This is a genomic window from Streptomyces sp. NPDC097129, from assembly GCF_055668065.1.
Genome location: NZ_JBVOQE010000013.1, coordinates 93,807 through 110,625 on the forward strand (window position 1 = coordinate 93,807; position 16,819 = coordinate 110,625).

Consider the following 16,819-nt stretch of genomic DNA (forward strand, 5'->3'; position numbering starts at 1 on the left):
GCGGGGCCGGTCGCGGGGCTACGAGCAGCGCTTTCCGGCGGCCGGTGGGGTGCCGCGCAGCAGGTAGGCGTCGATCGCCGAGTCGATGCAGGAGCTGCCGCGGCCGTAGGCGGTGTGGCCGTCGCCGACGTAGGTGAGCAGGCGGCCCGAGGCCAACTGGCCGGCCAGGGACTGGGCCCAGCGGTAGGGGGTCGCCGGATCGCGGGTGGTGCCGACGACCACGATCGGGGCCGCGCCCCGGGCCTCGATGCGCTGCGGTTCGCCGGTCGCCTTCACGGGCCAGTACGCGCAGTTCAGGGAGGACCAGGCGAGGCCCGCTCCGAAGACCGGGGACGCCTTCTCGAAGGCGGGCAGCGCCTTCTCGACCTCCTGAGGGCTGGCGAAGGCGGGCGGCAGGTCCAGACAGTTCACGGCGGCGTTGGCGAACATCAGGTTCGCGTAGCGGCCGCCGGCGTCCCGCTCGTAGTAGCTGTCGGCGAGGGACAGCAGTCCGGCGCCGTCGTTCTGCTTCATCGCCGAGGTCAGGGCCTCACGCAGCTGCTCCCAGGCCGCCTCGTCGTACATCGCCGCGATCACCCCGGTCGTGGCGAGCGCCTCGCCGAGCTTGCGGCCGTCGGCGTCACCGGCCGGAATGGGATGCGCGTCCAGCTTCCGGAAGAACGCCTTCAGGTTGTCGCCGACCTGCCGCGGCGACGTGCGCGGGCCGCCGAGCGGGCAGTCGGTGTGCTTCACGCAGTCCTTCGCGAAGGACTGGAACGCCGTCTCGAAGCCCGCCGTCTGGTCCAGGTTCATCCGGCGCGCGGCCAGCGAGGGATCCATCGCGCCGTCCAGCACCAGCCGCCCGACGCGGTCCGGGAACAGCCCGGCGTACGTCGCCCCCAGGAACGTCCCGTACGACGCCCCCACGTAGTTCAGCTTCCGGTCGCCCAGCGCCGACCGCACGATGTCCATGTCCCGCGCCGCCTCCACCGTGGAGACGTGCCGCAGCAGCTTCGCCGAGCGGGCGCCGCAGCCCTCCGCGAACTTCTTGTACGCCTGGACCAGATCGTCGGTCTCCTCCTGGTCGTCAGGGGTGACGTCGGTCTGGGTGAAGGCGTCCATCTGGCGCCCGTCGAGGCAGGTGACGGGCTCGCTGCGGGCCACGCCGCGCGGGTCGACGGCGACCATGTCGTAGCGGGCGCGGACCTCGGCCGGGTAGCCGACGCCGGCGTACTCCTGGAGGTAGCCGACCGCCGAGCCGCCGGGGCCGCCGGGGTTGACCAGCAGCGACCCGAGGGGCTTGCCCGGCCCGGTCGCCTTCTTGCGGGCCACCGCGAGGCGTACGTCCCCGGCGCTGGGCCGGGCGTAGTCGAGCGGGGCCCTGAGCGTGGCGCACTGGAAGCCGGGGACACCGCAGGCGCGCCAGCTGGGTTTCTGGCCGTAGTACGACGCCAGTGCCGACGGTGTGGCGTGTGGCAGCGGGGCCAGAGCCACCTGGGCCGCCTGGGCCGCCGTCGAACTGCGGGTGACCGTCGAACCGCCGTCGGAGCAGCCGGAGACGAGCACCGCCACGGCGGCCAGAAGGCCGGCAGCGGCGCGGGACCTGCGGAGAGTGCGCCTTGTGTGCATTCGGCGAGCGTAACGCTGCGCGACGAGCCGAGCGCGCTGCGTGCTCCGCGTGACCCGTACGAGTTACGGTGCGCGCCCCCGGCACCGCCCCGGCACCGGTCGCTGCGACGGGCCGCTCACCGCGGTACTCGGACGCGCCGGTCTCAGCCCGCTCTCAGTGCCATCGTCATCGCCTCCACCGCCAGCAGCGGCGCCACGTTGCGGTCGAGGGCGTCACGGCACGCGGTGACGGCCTCGATGCGGCGCAGGGTGGACTCCGGCGTGCCCGCGCGGGCGAGGCGTTCCAGCGCGTCCTCGGCGTCGGCGTTGGCGATCGCGACGCGGGAGCCGAGCTGGAGGGCGAGCACGTCACGGTAGAAGCCGGTGAGATCGGTCAGCGCCAGGTCCAGACTGTCGCGCTGGGTCCGGGTGCGGCGTCGCTTCTGCTTGTCCTCAAGATCCTTCATCACGCCCGCCGTACCGCGCGGCAGGCGACCGCCCTGCGCCGCGCCGAGCGCCGCCTTGAGCTCCTCGGTCTCCTTGGCGTCCAGTTCCTCGGCGAGCGCCTTGGCGTCCTCGGCGGCGGCGTCGACGAGCTCCTGGGCGGCCCGCAGCGCGCCGCCGACGTCCTCGACGCGCAGCGGCAGCTTCAGCACGGCGGCCCGGCGTTCGCGCGCGGCCGGGTCGGTCGCCAGCCGGCGGGCCCGGTCGACGTGCCCCTGCGTGGCGCGGGCCGCTGCGGCCGCGACGTCCGGCTCGACGCCTTCCCGCCGTACGAGCATGTCGGCGACCGCGGCGACCGACGGCGTGCTCAGGTTCAGGTGGCGGCAGCGGGAGCGGATCGTGGGCAGGACGTCCTCGATGGAGGGGGCGCACAGCAGCCACACCGTGCGCGGGGCGGGCTCCTCCACGGCCTTGAGGACGGCGTTGGCGGACTTCTCGTTCAGCCGCTCGGCGTCCTCGACGAGGATGACCTGCCAGCGGCCGGTCGCCGGCGACGTGAACGACTTGCGGACCGTGTCCCGCATGTCCTCCGCGAGGATCTGCGTGCCGACGGCGGCGACGGTCGTGACGTCGGCGTGCGTGCCGATCAGCGCGGTGTGGCAGCCGTCGCAGAAGCCGCAGCCGGGGACGCCGCCCAGCGCGCGGTCGGGGCTCACGCACTGCAGTGCGGCGGCGAAGGACCGCGCCACCTGGATGTGTCCGGCGCCGGGCGGCCCCGTGAACAGCCAGGCGTGCGTCATCTTCGACGCCTGAGGCGCCGGCCCGCCGGCCGCGACCGCGGTCACCAGGGCATCGGCGTCCCGGGCGGCGGCGGCGAGCTGCTCGCTCACCCGCTCCTGCCCGACCAGGTCGTCCCATACGGTCATGGGTCACCCCGCCCTTTCGTCCTGCGTCACTTGCGGGATCCATTGTGCGGGGGGCCACTGACAACCGATGCCGCCGCCCGGTTCCGGCGGGGGATCAAGGCGACCACCGGGCCGGTCCGGGCGCGGCCGGTCCAGACCGTGTCGGCCGGCCGACACGGCCCGGAGGCTCAGCGTCCCCGGCCGCGGCCCCGGCCCCGGCGGTCATCGTCGTGCTCCTCGTCGTCGTGGCGCGGACCCAGCAGTTCGTCCGCCAGGGTCGGCAGGTCGTCCAGCGGGGTCTCCTCGGCCCAGTCCGAGCGGGGACGGCGCGTGGGCATACCGTCCGCGTCGAGCTGCGGCAGCTCACGCGTGCGGTCGTCGGAGCCGTCGGGTCGCGGGGTCGCCGGCTCGTCGCGGAAGTACCCCGGCGGGACCCGGTCCACGAGGCTCTCCTCGCGCACGGACGGCAGGACCGCGGTCTCCTCCGCGTCCAACGGCCTCACCGGCGGCAGCACGGCCGTCTCGTCCGCCGCGCGGGGCGGCACCGGCGGCTGCGGGAGTTCCGCCGTCACTTCGGCCTGCGGCAGTTCCGCCGTCACCTCGGCGTCGGAGGCCTCGGCGGGCTTTCCGGCGCGGTGACCACCGGACCGGTGTTCCTGCGGGGTGTCCTCGGGCCGCTCGTCGCGGACCGGGCGCAGGACCGCCGTCTCCTCCAGGGGGCCGCCCGTGGCGTTGGTCGGCGTGACCACCGGCGTCGGCACGGTCGCCGCGTCCGGCGTCACCGCCGGCGGCGTCGGCCTGGGGCCGGCCTGTGCGGTCGCCGCGGCCTCCTCCGCCGCCCGGCGGGCCTCCTCGGCGCGCAGCAGCGCCTCCTCGGCCTTGCGCTGCTTCTCCAGGCGCTGGCGTTCGGCCTCGGCGCGCAGCCGGGCCTCCTCCTCGGCCTGCTTGCGCCGCTGCTCCTCCTCGGCCTTGCGGCGGGCCTCCTCCTCGGCGCGGGCCTTCTCCTCGGCGAGCAGCCGGGCCCGCTCCTCCTCGGCACGGCGGCGTGCTTCCTCGGCCCGCTGCCGGGCCTCCTCGGCCTGCCGTTCGGCCTCGCGGCGCTGGGCCTCCTCCAGCTCGCGCCGCTTGCGCTCCTCCTCCTCGGCGCGCAGCCGGGCCAGCTCCTCCTGGCGCTCACGCTCCAGGCGCTCCTCCTCGGCCTTGCGGGCGGCCTCCTCCTCGGCCTTGCGGCGCGCCTCTTCCTCGGCCTTGCGCCGTGCCTCCTCCTGGGCCTTGATCTCGGCCTCGGACAGCGGCAGCACCTGGTCGAGCCGGTGCCGGATGGCGGTCGTGACCGCCTCGGGCTCCTGACCGGCGTCGACGACCAGGTACCGCCCGGCGTCGGCGGCGGCCAGCGTGAGGAAGCCGGAGCGCACGCGCGCGTGGAACTCCGCCGGCTCCGACTCCAGCCGGTCGGGCGCCTCCGTGAACCGCTCGCGCGCGGTCTCCGGCGCCACGTCCAGCAGCACCGTCAGATGCGGCACGAGGCCGTCGGTCGCCCAGCGGTTGATCCGGGCGATCTCCGTCGGGGACAGGTCGCGGCCCGCGCCCTGGTAGGCCACGGACGAGTCGATGTACCGGTCGGAGATCACGACCGCTCCGCGCTCCAGGGCGGGCCGTACGACCGTGTCGACGTGCTCGGCGCGGTCGGCGGCGTACAGCAGCGCCTCCGCGCGGTGGGACAGGCCGGCCGACGACACGTCCAGCAGGATCGAGCGCAGCCGCTTGCCGACCGGCGTGGCGCCCGGCTCGCGGGTGACGACGACCTCGTGGCCCTTGCCGCGGATCCACTCGGCGAGCGCCTCGGCCTGCGTGGACTTGCCGGCGCCGTCGCCGCCCTCCAGGGCGATGAAGAAGCCGCCGGCTGCGGGCGCCTGCACCGGGTCGTCGCCGAGCAGCGCGTCGCGCAGGTCGTGCCGCAGGGGCACGCCCGCGCGGTCGTCGACCTTGGCCAGCACCAGCACGGCCACCGGCAGCAGCAGCGCGCCGACGAGCATCAGCGTGAACGCGGCGCCGCCGTGTGCGAAGACGAACTTGCCGTTCTCCAGGCGGTGCGGCCCGATCCCGGCGGCGATCAGGGGCGCGACCACTGCGGCGAGGGCGACCAGGACCCGGACCACGGCGTGCAGGTGCTCGGTGGTGCGGGACCGGCGGTGGTCCTCGGTCTCCTGGTCGAGCAGGGTGTGCCCGGTGTTGGCGGCCACGCCCGCGCCGACGCCGGCCAGCGCGACGAGCAGCAGGACGCTGGTGACGTCCGGGACGAGGCCGGCGGCGAGCAGGGCGATGCCGGTGAAGGCGATCGACAGCGACAGCAGCCGGCGCCGCGACAGCGACACCAGCACCTTCGGGGCCGTACGGATGCCGACCACGACGCCGCCGGTCAGCGCGGCGACCAGCAGGCCGTACAGCACCGGGCCACCACCGAGGTCCTTGGCGTGCAGCACGCACACGGCGACGGCGGCGGAGATCGCCGCGGCGACGGCGCCACAGGCGAAGACCAGCAGCGGGATCGCGCCGGTGCGGCCCTTGTCGACGCCGGTGCCCGTCTTCGGGCGGCGCAGGCCCTCCAGGGGCGACTTGGCGCGCGGGGTGCGCGTGGCGGGCAGCTCGAGGAAGGTCAGCACGGACAGGGAGGCGGCGAACAGCCCGGCCGCCAGGTACGAGGCGAGGGCCGCCTTGTGCTGGTCGAACCAGTCGACGCCGGTGCCCAGCAGATTGTTCAGCAGCGCGGCGACGACCAGGGCGGCCGCGCCGAGCGGGACGGAGGCGAAACCCGTCCGCAGGGACAGACGGCGCAGGGCGTCCAGGTGGTCCGGCAGCGGCCGTACCGTGGCGCCCTCGGGCGGCGGAGCGGGCAGCAGGGCGGGGGCGGCGCTCTCCCGGCACACCGCCCACACGCGCTCGGCGACCGAGGTGAGGAAGGCGGTGACCAGCAGGACGGCGAGGGCGTTGCGCGGCGTCCAGTCGATCCACAGGGGCGCGACGATGAGCAGCGCCGCCCGTACGCCGTCCGCGCCGACCATGGTCCAGCGGCGGTCGAGCGGGCCGTCCGGCGAGGTCAGGCTGGTCAGCGGCCCGAGGAGGATCGCGCCGAAGATCAGGGTGGCCAGTATGCGGACCGCGAAGACGGTCGCCACTGCGAATGCCACGCCTCGGTAGCCGCCGCCGAAGGAGCCCTGGCCGATCGCCGCCTGCAGGGCGAGCAGGACCAGGACGAGCAGGGCGAGGACGTCTCCGACACCGCCCACCAACTGTGCGCTCCACAGTCGCCTGAGCTGGGGATGGCGCAGCAGCGCACGGACGGCGCGCTCGCGGGAGTCCGCTACCAGGGCGTCGTCCGGGACCGGGTGGGGGGCCGTTGGCTGGTCGGCTCGCGTCATGCATTCAGACTATCGGGCGCCACCGACAGTCACCGGCGACCGTCCGAACAGACGCGCGCCCCGACACCGATATGGGTGCCGGGGCGTGCTTTTTCGCGAACGCCGGGCGTGTCATGTGCCGGCCGGGGCCGGACAGCGCGTCGCCCGACGGGCCGTCAGTCCTCGGCGGCCGCCTTGGACGCCGCGGTCTTCTTCGCGGTCGTCTTCTTGGCCGCGGTCTTCGCCGTGGTCGTCTTCTTCGCCGCGGTCTTCTTGGCGGTCGTGGTCTTCTTCGCCGCCGTGGTCGCCTTCTTCGCCGTCGCCTTCTTGGCGGGCGCCTTCTTCGCCGTCTTCTTGGCGGGGCTCTTCGCGCGCTTCTCGGCGAGCAGCTCGAAGCCGCGCTCCGGGGTGATCGTCTCGACGCTGTCGCCGGAGCGCAGGGTCGCGTTGGTCTCCCCGTCCGTGACGTACGGCCCGAAGCGGCCGTCCTTGACCACGACCGGCTTGCCGCTGACCGGGTCCTCGCCCAGCTCCTTCAGCGGCGGCTTGGCCGCGGCCCGGCCGCGCTGCTTGGGCTGCGCGTAGATCTCCAGCGCCTCTTCCAGCGTGATCGTGAAGAGCTGCTCCTCGGACTGCAGGGACCGCGAGTCCGTGCCCTTCTTCAGATACGGCCCGTAGCGGCCGTTCTGGGCGGTGATCTCCTGGCCCTCGGCGTCGGCGCCGACGACCCGCGGCAGCGACATCAGCCGCAGCGCGTCCTCGAGGGTCACCGTGTCCGGGGACATCGACTTGAACAGCGACGCCGTGCGCGGCTTGACCGCGTTCTTGCCGGTCTTCGGGGTGCCCTCGGGGAGGATCTCCGTGACGTACGGGCCGTAGCGGCCGTCCTTGGCGACGATCGTGTGGCCGGTCGCCGGGTCGGTGCCCAACTCGTAGTCGCCGCTCGGCTTGGCGAGCAGTTCCTCGGCGAGCTCGACGGTCAGCTCGTCGGGCGCCAGGTCGTCCGGGACGTCGTGGGACTGGTACTCCTCGGTGCCCTTCTCGCCGCGCTCGACGTAGGGCCCGTAGCGGCCGACGCGCAGCACGATGTCGTTGCCGACGGGGAACGAGGACACCTCGCGGGCGTCGATCGCGCCCAGGTCGGTCACCAGTTCCTTGAGGCCGCCGAGGTGGTCGCCGTCGCCGTTGCCGGCGTCGGCCGCGGCGCTCTCGGCGTTGCCCTCGCCGAAGTAGAAGCGCTTCAGCCACGGCACGGCCTGGGCCTCGCCGGCCGCGATGCGGTCGAGGTCGTCCTCCATCTTCGCGGTGAAGTCGTAGTCGACGAGCCGGCCGAAGTGCTTCTCCAGCAGGTTGACCACGGCGAACGACAGGAAGGACGGCACGAGGGCCGTGCCCTTCTTGAACACATACCCGCGGTCGAGGATCGTGCCGATGATCGACGCGTACGTCGACGGGCGGCCGATCTCGCGCTCTTCCAGCTCCTTGACCAGCGAGGCCTCGGTGTAGCGGGCCGGCGGCTTGGTCGCGTGGCCGTCGACGGTGATCTCCTCGGCGCTCAGCCGGTCGCCCTCGGAGACCTGCGGCAGCCTGCGCTCACGGTCGTCGAGCTCGGCGTTCGGGTCGTCCGCGCCCTCGACGTAGGCCTTGAGGAAGCCGTGGAAGGTGATCGTCTTGCCGGACGCGCTGAACTCGACGTCGCGCCCGTCGGCGGCCGCACCGCCGATCTTCACGGTGACGGAGTTGCCCGTCGCGTCCTTCATCTGGGAGGCGACGGTCCGCTTCCAGATCAGTTCGTACAGCTTGAACTGGTCGCCGGTCAGGCCGGTCTCCGCGGGCGTGCGGAAACGATCGCCCGAGGGGCGGATCGCCTCGTGCGCCTCCTGCGCGTTCTTCACCTTGCCGGCGTAGGTACGCGGGGCGTCGGGGAGGTACTCGGCGCCGTAGAGCTGCGTGACCTGGGCGCGGGCGGCCCTGATCGCGGTCTCGCTCAGCGTCGTGGAGTCCGTACGCATGTACGTGATGTAGCCGTTCTCGTACAGCTTCTGCGCGATCTGCATCGTCGCCTTCGCGCCGAAGCCGAGCTTGCGGCTGGCCTCCTGCTGCAGCGTCGTCGTACGGAACGGGGCGTACGGCGAGCGGCGGTACGGCTTGGACTCGACGGACCGCACGGAGAACTGCGTGTTCTCCAGGGCGGCGGCCAGGGCGCGGGCGTTCGCCTCGTCGAGGTGGAGGGTGTTCGCGCTCTTGATCTGTCCGAGAGAGTCGAAGTCGCGGCCCTGCGCGACCCGCCGGCCGTCGACGGTCTGCAGGCGGGCGACCAGCGACGACGGGTCGGACGAGTCCCCCGCGCGGCCGGTCGCGAAGGTGCCCGTCAGGTCCCAGTACTCAGCAGAACGAAACGCGATGCGCTCGCGTTCCCGCTCCACCACGAGACGGGTCGCGACGGACTGGACACGCCCGGCGGACAGCCGCGGCATGACCTTCTTCCACAGCACCGGGGAAACCTCGTAGCCGTAGAGGCGGTCGAGGATACGGCGGGTCTCCTGGGCGTCGACCAGCTTCTGGTTGAGCTGGCGCGGGTTGGCGACGGCGGCCTGGATCGCGGACTTGGTGATCTCGTGGAAGACCATCCGCTTGACCGGGACCTTGGGCTTGAGCACCTCCTGGAGGTGCCAGGCGATCGCCTCGCCCTCCCGGTCCTCATCGGTGGCGAGGTAGAGCTCGTCGGAGTCCTTCAGCAGGTCCTTGAGCTTCTTGACCTGGGCCTTCTTGTCGGCGTTGACGACATAGATCGGCTGGAAGTCGTGCTCGACGTCCACGCCGAGGCGGCGGACCTCGCCGGTGTACTTCTCGGGCACCTCCGCGGCGCCGTTGGGAAGGTCACGGATGTGCCCGACGCTCGCTTCGACGACGTAGCCGGGGCCGAGATAGCCCTTGATCGTCTTCGCCTTGGCAGGCGACTCGACGATGACGAGTCGGCGGCCGCCCTGTGCGGTCTCGCTGGTCGGGGACAACTTCGCTCTTCTCTCCGGTCGACGCTGGGCCTCCCCAGGCCTGGTCTCCCGGGGTCGGGTCTTCACTTCGTGGCGCGCTCGCCGTGGGGCTCTACGGCCGGTCCCGCCGGCGCGCTCGCTGGTGACGCTGCGGAGTGTGACGGTACATCCCGCCTCCGTGTCAAACGGCGAAAGCCCGCAACGGCCACTCGAACGGTAACCCGAGAAACGCCGATCCTGCCGCCCGGAGTGCCCACCCGCCGTTTCGGCCCTGTCCGGAGCGTCACATTCCCCTTACCCGCGGTCGAGCTCGCGGTCAGGCCTCAGACCTGGGTGAAGCACCACAGGCCGGCCCCCAGGGCGGCCACCGCCAGGAGCACCGCGAGGGTCGCCGATGCGACCGGCCTCACACCGTGGGCGACCGGCTGGCCGCGCCGGACCCGGACCCCGGTCCACACCGTCAGTGCGCCTCCGAACAGGGCGAACACCGCTCCTGCGAAGATCGCCGGTCCGCTTTCCATGGCTGGCGTGCCCCTGTTCTCCCGTCCGCGCGTGCCCGGTGCCGGGAGAGTGGCACGCGCGCACGGCGGGCAGGCGAACCCGGGATGAACGGCACGCCGCCGATCACCCCGCAGCGCGTCCGGCTGGCTCACCGGGACAACTTTCCGCCGATTTTTTCGCCCCGCGACTTTTCCCGTTTTTGGCGCCGCGAACTGTTCCCGCCCGCCTGCTCCCGCCCGGTGGGCCACCCGCTGCCCGGTGGGCCGCCTGCTGCCCGGTGGGCCGCCTGCTCCCGCCCGACGTGCCGCCCGCTGCCCGGTGGGCGGCAGGGCGTGGCGGTCGCCCTCCCCGGTGCGCGGCCTCGCACGGCGGTCGCGCCCCCCGGCGGGCGGCCTCGGACGGGGTGGGTGCTCGCACGGCGGGCGGCCTCACACGGCGGCCGCACTCCCCGGTGGGCGGCCTCACACGGGGTGGGTGCTCGCACGGCGGGCGGCCTCACACGGCGGCCGCACTCCCCGGTGGGCGGCGTCACACGGGGTGGGTGCTCGCACGGCGGTCGCGCCCCCCGCAGCGGGCGCGCCCGCCCCTCACAGCGGGCGCGCCCCTCACAGCGGGTGCGGCCCCCACAGCGGGCACGTCCCCACAGCGGCCGGACGCCCGCATGCGGGCGTCCTCACTCGGCGGGCTCGAGGAACCCCTGTTCCACCAGCAGCCGGATCTGCGCGGGCGTGCGGTCGCGCAGCAGCACCGGGTCCTCACCCATCAGCTGGGCGATCGCGTCCAGGATGCGGCCCGCGCTCAGCGTGCCGTCGCACACGCCGGCGAAGCCCGCGCCGACCGTGTCGACCTTGGTGGCCCGGCGCATGCCGCGGTTCTGCCGCAGCACGACGTGCTCCGGGTCCTCCGCGCCGGGCAGCCCGACCTGTTCCTGGACCACCTCGGCGGTCAGCCGGTAGCTCGCCGCGAGCAGCGCCGCGTCGTCGTGCGCGCGCAGATGGTCCAGGCGCCGGAAGTGGGCCCGGACGGTGTCGCCGAGCGGCTGCTCGACCGGGTGCGGCCACTCCTCGACGGTGATCGACGGCTCGTCGGAGTCCGTGCGCCGCAGGGTGATCCAGCCGAAGCCCACGGCCTTCACCTTGCGCGCCTCGAACTCCTCCAGCCACGCGTCGTACCGCGCCTGGTACTCCGTCGCGTCCGCACGGTGATCGCCGGCGTCCCTCAGCCACAGCTCGGCGTACTGCGTGACGTCCTGCACCTCGCGCTGCACGATCCACGCGTCGCAGCCGCGGGGCACCCATGACCTGAGTCTGTCCTGCCAGTCCTCCCCCTCGACGTGCTGCCAGTTGGCGAGGAACTGCGCGAACCCGCCCACGTTCAGCCGTTCCCCTGCCCCCTGAACGAGCGAGCGGCACAGATCGTCCCCGCCCATCCCACCGTCCCGGTAGGTCAGCCGGGCGCCGGGCGAGATCACGAACGGCGGATTGGACACGATCAGATCGAAGGTCTCGTCGTCCCGCAACGGCTCGAACAGCGACCCCTGCCGCAGATCGGCCTCGGGCGCCCCGGACAGCGCCAGCGTGAGCGCGGCGATGTGCAGCGCCCGCGGATTGACATCGGTCGCGGTCACCCGCGTGGCGTGCTGAGCGGCGTGCAGCGCCTGAATGCCCGACCCGGTGCCGAGGTCCAGCGCGGCGGCGACCGGCGTACGAACGGTGATGCCGGCCAAGGTCGTGGAGGCCCCGCCGACCCCGAGCACCACCTCTTCGTTCCGGCTGCCGATGCCGCCGGCGCCCCCGACCGCACACCCCAGGTCGGAGACGATGAACCAGTCCTCCCCGTCGACCCCGCCGTACGGCCGCACGTCCACGGCGGCGGCCACCTCGTCCGCGCCGACCGCGACGAGCCACCCGGTCTCCAGGCACGCGTCCACGGGCAGCACGCCGGCGACTCGCGCGAGCGGCACCGGCTGCTGCAGCAGGAACAGCCGTACGAGCGTCTCCAGCGGCGTGTCGCCACGGGTCGCCCGCAGCGCGGGAACGGTCTCACTGCGCGCCAGCGCCGCGTAGGCGGGCGCTCCGAGCAGATCGAGCAGCCCGTCAGCGGTGAAGGCGGCCCCGAGCAGGGCATCGCGCAACCGCCCGGCAACATCGCGATCGACGGAGGGCAGGGGGAAGAGGGTGGCATCACTCACGCCCCCATTGTGTCCCGCGCCGCCCGGGACGTCCGCAACCCGCGCCCGGGACGTCCGCAGCCCGCGCCCGGACGTCCGTACCCGCGCCCGGACGGGCGGACGGCCGCGCACGGCGGGAAGGCCGCGCTGAAGCCGCTGCACCAGCCCACCGCCGGACAGCAGGGGGCCGCCGCAGGCACATCAGGGGCGCGGGGAACGGCGCGACCAGCCACAACGCACCCCGCACCCGCCGACGCACACAGACGCACACAGACGCGGCAGACGAGAAGGCGCCTCAGGCCAGCCGCACCGTCATCGCACCGTCACCCCCACCGCCACCTCGCCGTCAGCTCTTCGTGGCCGAAGGCGCAGCCGGCGCAGACGCGCTCTTGCAGCTCTCCTGCTTGCTCATCGCCTTCCCGACGTCGCCCTCCTCCAGATTCTTCAGCGCATCGCTTCCGCTCTTGCTGAGCTTGTCCAGCTCGGTGGCGATCCCCTTCAGCCCGTCGGCGAACTTCCCCTGGTCCGAGGTGTTCAGCGCGTCGACCTGCTTCTTCAGCGCGGCGTACTTCGCGGACAGCGCGTTCAGTTCCGTCACCGCGTCGCGCTGCTTCTTCTCGCCGTCGCCCACGTTCGGCGCACCGGCGCGCTGTACCGCGGCCCCGATCGCCTTGTAGGCGTCGGACATGTCCTGGAAGGCCCGCGCGTCGGTCGCCTGGACGTCCTTGGGCGCGCTGTTGTCCGAGGTCTCCTTCTGGATCGCGGCGTTCGCGGCCTCGATCTTCTTCGCCTGCGGCTGGACGGCGTCACAGACCTGCTTGGCCCAGGCGTCCAGCTTCTCGTTGCCGTTGTCGCTGCTGCACCCGGACACTGCCAGTACCAGTACCGCACCGCCGGACAGTGCGGCCGCGAGCTTCTTGTTCACCGGATTGGTCCCTTCCATGGCTCTCGGCCCCGGAACATACACGCCGCCCGCGCACCACCCGCACTCGGGTTGACCGATTGATCCCTTTTTGAAGCCATTCGCACCAAGCGAGAGAAGGCTCACGAACCCGGTTCACACACCCACCGCGCACCCGCCGCACACAGCGGAGCGGGCGGCCACCGCGCCAACGCGCGCGGCCCGCCCGCTCTTTGAGGGCAACCCCTTGACTCGGTCGCCGGTCAGGACCTCACCCGGTCTACGAAACGACCGCCGGATCAGCCGACTTGGACGACGGCTCGGCGTCATCGCCCTCGTCGCCCACGGCGATACCGCGCCGCTTGGAGACGTAGACCGCCACGAGGATCACCAGGAACGCGAGCACCGCGACCGCCACCCGCACGCCGATGCTCTTGTCCGCACCGTAGGAGAACTTGATCACGGCGGGCGCGATGAGCAGCGACACCAGGTTCATGACCTTCAGCAGCGGGTTGATGGCGGGGCCCGCGGTGTCCTTGAACGGGTCGCCCACCGTGTCGCCGATGACCGTCGCCGCGTGCGCCTCGCTGCCCTTGCCGCCGTGGTGGCCGTCCTCGACGAGCTTCTTGGCGTTGTCCCAGGCGCCGCCGGAGTTGGCGAGGAACACCGCCATCAGCGTGCCCGCGCCGATCGCGCCCGCCAGATACGCGCCGAGCGCGCCGACGCCGAGCGTGAACCCGATGAAGATCGGCGCCATCACCGCGAGCAGTCCGGGCGTGGCCAGCTCCCGCAGCGCGTCCTTGGTGCAGATGTCGACGACCTTGCCGTACTCCGGTGTCTCCGTGAAGTCCATGATCCCGGGTTTCTCACGGAACTGCCGGCGCACCTCGAACACCACCGAACCCGCCGACCGCGACACCGCGTTGATCGCCAGCCCCGAGAAGAGGAAGACGACCGCCGCGCCCGCGATGAGGCCGACGAGGTTGTTGGGCTGGGAGATGTCCATGGACAGGGTCAGCGGAGCGCCCGCGCCGGTGAGCTTCTCGCCCACGTCGCGGACGTTCGTGGTGATCGCGTCGCGGTACGACCCGAACAGCGCCGACGCCGCGAGCACGGCCGTGGCGATGGCGATGCCCTTGGTGATGGCCTTGGTGGTGTTGCCGACCGCGTCGAGGTTGGTGAGCACCTGCGCACCGGCGCCTTCGACGTCGCCGGACATCTCGGCGATGCCCTGGGCGTTGTCGGAGACCGGCCCGAAGGTGTCCATCGCCACGATCACGCCGACCGTGGTGAGCAGACCGGTGCCGGCCAGCGCGACCGCGAACAGCGCGAGCATGATCGACGTACCGCCGAGCAGGAACGCCCCGTACACGCTCAGGCCGATCAACAAGGCCGTGTACACGGCTGATTCGAGGCCGACGGAGATGCCTGCGAGGACGACCGTGGCGGGACCGGTGAGGGATGTCTTACCGATGTCCCTGACCGGGCGGCGGGTGGTCTCGGTGAAGTAGCCGGTCAGCTGCTGGATCACGGCGGCCAGCAGGATGCCGATCGCCACCGCGACGAGCGCGAGCACGCGCGGGTCACCGTCCTTGCCGCGGATCGCCAGGTCGGTGACCCCGTGGAGGCCGGAGTACTTCGCTGGAAGGTAGATGAAGACGGCGACCGCGACCAGCACCAAAGAGATCACCGCGGAGATGAAGAAGCCGCGGTTGATCGCGCTCATGCCGCTGCGGTCGGCGCGGCGCGGCGCGACGGCGAAGATGCCGATCATCGCCGTGAGCACGCCGATGGCGGGGACGAGCAGCGGGAAGGCGAGACCGGAGTCGCCGAAGGCCGCCTTGCCGAGGATCAGTGCGGCCACCAGGGTGACCGCGTAGGACTCGAACAGGTCGGCGGCCATGCCGGCGCAGTCGCCGACGTTGTCGCCCACGTTGTCGGCAATGGTCGCGGCATTGCGCGGATCGTCCTCCGGGATGCCCTTCTCGACCTTGCCGACCAGGTCGGCGCCGACGTCGGCGGCCTTGGTGAAGATGCCGCCGCCCACCCTCATGAACATCGCGATCAGTGCCGCGCCCAGGCCGAAGCCCTCCAGCACCTTCGGCGCGTTCGCCGCGTACACCAGCACCACGCAGGACGCGCCCAGCAGGCCGAGCCCCACCGTGAACATGCCGACGACGCCACCCGTACGGAAAGCGATCTTCATCGCTTTGTGTGAAACGGCGGTGAGATCCTTTTCCGGCTCACCGGGTGCCGGCGTCGCTTCCCGGGCCGCCGCGGCGACCCGCACATTGCTGCGCACGGCGAGCCACATGCCGATATAGCCGGTGGCCGCCGAGAAGGCCGCGCCGATCAGAAAGAAGATCGACCGTCCGGCCCGCTGATTCCAGTCGTCCGCGGGCAGCAGCATGAGCAGGAAGAACACGACGACGGCGAATACGCCGAGCGTGCGCAGCTGCCGGGCCAGATAGGCGTTCGCGCCTTCCTGGACGGCGGCCGCGATCTTCTTCATGCTGTCGGTGCCCTCGCCCGCCGCGAGCACCTGGCGCAGGAGCACGCCCGCGACCGCCAGTGCGGCCAGGGCGACGACGCCGATGACCATGATCAGGATCCGGTTGTCGTCGGTCAGTACCGCGGCTGCGAGAGTCGAGGGGTGGCCCAATCGATGTGAGATGGAAAGCTCCGCCATTCGTCCTCCTTGACGCTTGGGCTGAGCTCACGATGTGGACGGATTGTAGGTACCCGTGCCCGATGTAAACAGGGCCCGGGAAACGGAATTCGCCGCCGCCTGGTAACGCCCTGAAAGCATTCCCGGCGCGGTTTTCCCGACACCTCTCCGGTGAAACATAGATCGTGAATCGCTTCACGAAATGCATCGCCCCTTACGCGTCACGTCGGAGACGATGCGCTGCGTGAACCACTGTAGGGGCGGCCACTGACATCCGCACACGACGAAGGGCCCCACGAGGGGGCCCTTCGTCGTGTGCGCGGTGATCGCCGGGCGATCAGGTGAGCGTCGTGGCCGGCGGTGCGGCCGGCCAGGTCATACGGATCTGCCCGCCGTGCTCCCCGGCGGTGACCTCCACGTCGTCGACGAGGCCGGAGATGACCGCGAGGCCCATCTCGTCCTCCTCGACCTCCGCGTCGGTGGCTGCGCCGTCGGCGCCGGCCGCCCCCGAACCGGGGGTGGCGTGCCGCGCCTCGTCACCGACCTCGATGGAGAACTGTTTCTCCTCCTCGATCAGCAGCACCTTCACGGGGGCGCTGATGCCCCCGCTCTGGTGCAGTCCGACAGCACGCGTGCACGCCTCGCCGACCGCGAGCCTGACCTCGTCGAGGACGGCCTCGTCCACTCCGGCCCTGCGCGCCACCGCTGCCGCCACCAGCCGGGCGGTCCTGACGTGCTCGGGCAGCGCGCTGAAGCGGAGTTCAACGGTGGCCATGCATCCCCCTCGCGACTACGGGCGTGCTGTCGAGGGGCCGGGCCGCACGGGCCCGGTCCCCCTGCTGTTCAACTCGGCCGTCCCGGCGTGCCGGGGCGGCATGCTCAGTCGGTGGCCGCCACCGCTTCGTCGACCGAGGTGTGGATCGGGAACACCTTGGTCAGACCGGTGATACGGAAGATCTTCAGAATGCGCTCCTGGTTGCAGACCAAGCGCAGCGAGCCCTCGTGGGCGCGCACCCGCTTGAGGCCGCCCACCAGCACGCCAAGTCCGGTCGAGTCGAGGAAGTCCACGCCCTCCATGTCGACGACGAGGTGGAAATTCCCGTCGTTCACCAACTCGACCAACTGCTCGCGCAGCTTGGGCGCGGTATATACGTCGATTTCGCCACCGACCTCGACGACCGTACGATCGCCGACGGTACGGGTCGACAGGGACAGGTCCACGGATCCTCCAGCACCTTGCTATCGAGCGGTC

Annotated in this window: 10 protein-coding genes; all 10 read right to left on the reverse strand. The window is 72.3% G+C overall.

All coding sequences use genetic code 11. From position 1 onward, the window contains the following. Positions 1–18: 18 nt before the first annotated feature. Entirely contained in the window at positions 19–1,608 is a 1,590-nt protein-coding gene (locus AC0B9F_RS31470; RefSeq protein ID WP_472008257.1) for an alpha/beta hydrolase, read from the reverse strand. Between the two features lie 143 nt (positions 1,609–1,751). Further along, positions 1,752–2,957: a DNA polymerase III subunit delta' gene (locus AC0B9F_RS31475; protein WP_472008259.1), complete on the reverse strand. Its 1,206-nt coding sequence runs from the start codon at positions 2,955–2,957 to the stop codon at positions 1,752–1,754. 167 nt (positions 2,958–3,124) lie between these two features. Next, a complete protein-coding gene (tmk, locus tag AC0B9F_RS31480; RefSeq protein WP_472008261.1) occupies positions 3,125–6,355 on the reverse strand; it encodes a dTMP kinase in 3,231 nt (1,076 codons plus the stop codon). Positions 6,356–6,510: 155 nt separating this feature from the next. Next, positions 6,511–9,348, reverse strand: coding sequence for a type I DNA topoisomerase (gene topA / locus AC0B9F_RS31485; protein ID WP_472008262.1), 2,838 nt, complete (start codon positions 9,346–9,348; stop codon positions 6,511–6,513). 302 nt (positions 9,349–9,650) lie between these two features. After that, positions 9,651–9,848: a hypothetical protein gene (locus AC0B9F_RS31490; protein ID WP_472008263.1), complete on the reverse strand. Its 198-nt coding sequence runs from the start codon at positions 9,846–9,848 to the stop codon at positions 9,651–9,653. 653 nt (positions 9,849–10,501) lie between these two features. Then, complete coding sequence (locus tag AC0B9F_RS31495) at positions 10,502–12,019, reverse strand: DUF7059 domain-containing protein (protein WP_472008264.1); 1,518 nt, start codon at positions 12,017–12,019, stop codon at positions 10,502–10,504. Positions 12,020–12,344: 325 nt separating this feature from the next. After that, positions 12,345–12,941 (reverse strand): small secreted protein, encoded by a 597-nt coding sequence (locus tag AC0B9F_RS31500; RefSeq protein WP_472008265.1) that lies wholly within the window; start codon positions 12,939–12,941, stop codon positions 12,345–12,347. 238 nt (positions 12,942–13,179) lie between these two features. Beyond that, positions 13,180–15,588 (reverse strand): sodium-translocating pyrophosphatase, encoded by a 2,409-nt coding sequence (locus AC0B9F_RS31505; RefSeq protein ID WP_472008266.1) that lies wholly within the window; start codon positions 15,586–15,588, stop codon positions 13,180–13,182. Positions 15,589–15,904: 316 nt separating this feature from the next. Continuing rightward, positions 15,905–16,342 (reverse strand): ATP-binding protein, encoded by a 438-nt coding sequence (locus AC0B9F_RS31510; RefSeq protein ID WP_472008268.1) that lies wholly within the window; start codon positions 16,340–16,342, stop codon positions 15,905–15,907. A 104-nt stretch (positions 16,343–16,446) separates the two neighbouring features. Continuing rightward, complete coding sequence (gene bldG, locus AC0B9F_RS31515) at positions 16,447–16,788, reverse strand: anti-sigma factor antagonist BldG (protein WP_009189842.1); 342 nt, start codon at positions 16,786–16,788, stop codon at positions 16,447–16,449. Positions 16,789–16,819: the final 31 nt, after the last annotated feature.

Excerpts from the sequence above, each read along its gene's own strand:
- AC0B9F_RS31510 (WP_472008268.1), bottom strand. The coding sequence starts at position 16,342 with ATGGCCACCGTTGAACTCCGCTTCAGCGCGCTGCCCGAGCACGTCAGG.
- AC0B9F_RS31500 (WP_472008265.1), bottom strand. The coding sequence starts at position 12,941 with ATGGAAGGGACCAATCCGGTGAACAAGAAGCTCGCGGCCGCACTGTCC.
- tmk (WP_472008261.1), bottom strand. The coding sequence starts at position 6,355 with ATGACGCGAGCCGACCAGCCAACGGCCCCCCACCCGGTCCCGGACGAC.
- AC0B9F_RS31470 (WP_472008257.1), bottom strand. The coding sequence starts at position 1,608 with ATGCACACAAGGCGCACTCTCCGCAGGTCCCGCGCCGCTGCCGGCCTT.
- AC0B9F_RS31505 (WP_472008266.1), bottom strand. The coding sequence starts at position 15,588 with ATGGCGGAGCTTTCCATCTCACATCGATTGGGCCACCCCTCGACTCTC.
- AC0B9F_RS31475 (WP_472008259.1), bottom strand. The coding sequence starts at position 2,957 with ATGACCGTATGGGACGACCTGGTCGGGCAGGAGCGGGTGAGCGAGCAG.
- AC0B9F_RS31490 (WP_472008263.1), bottom strand. The coding sequence starts at position 9,848 with ATGGAAAGCGGACCGGCGATCTTCGCAGGAGCGGTGTTCGCCCTGTTC.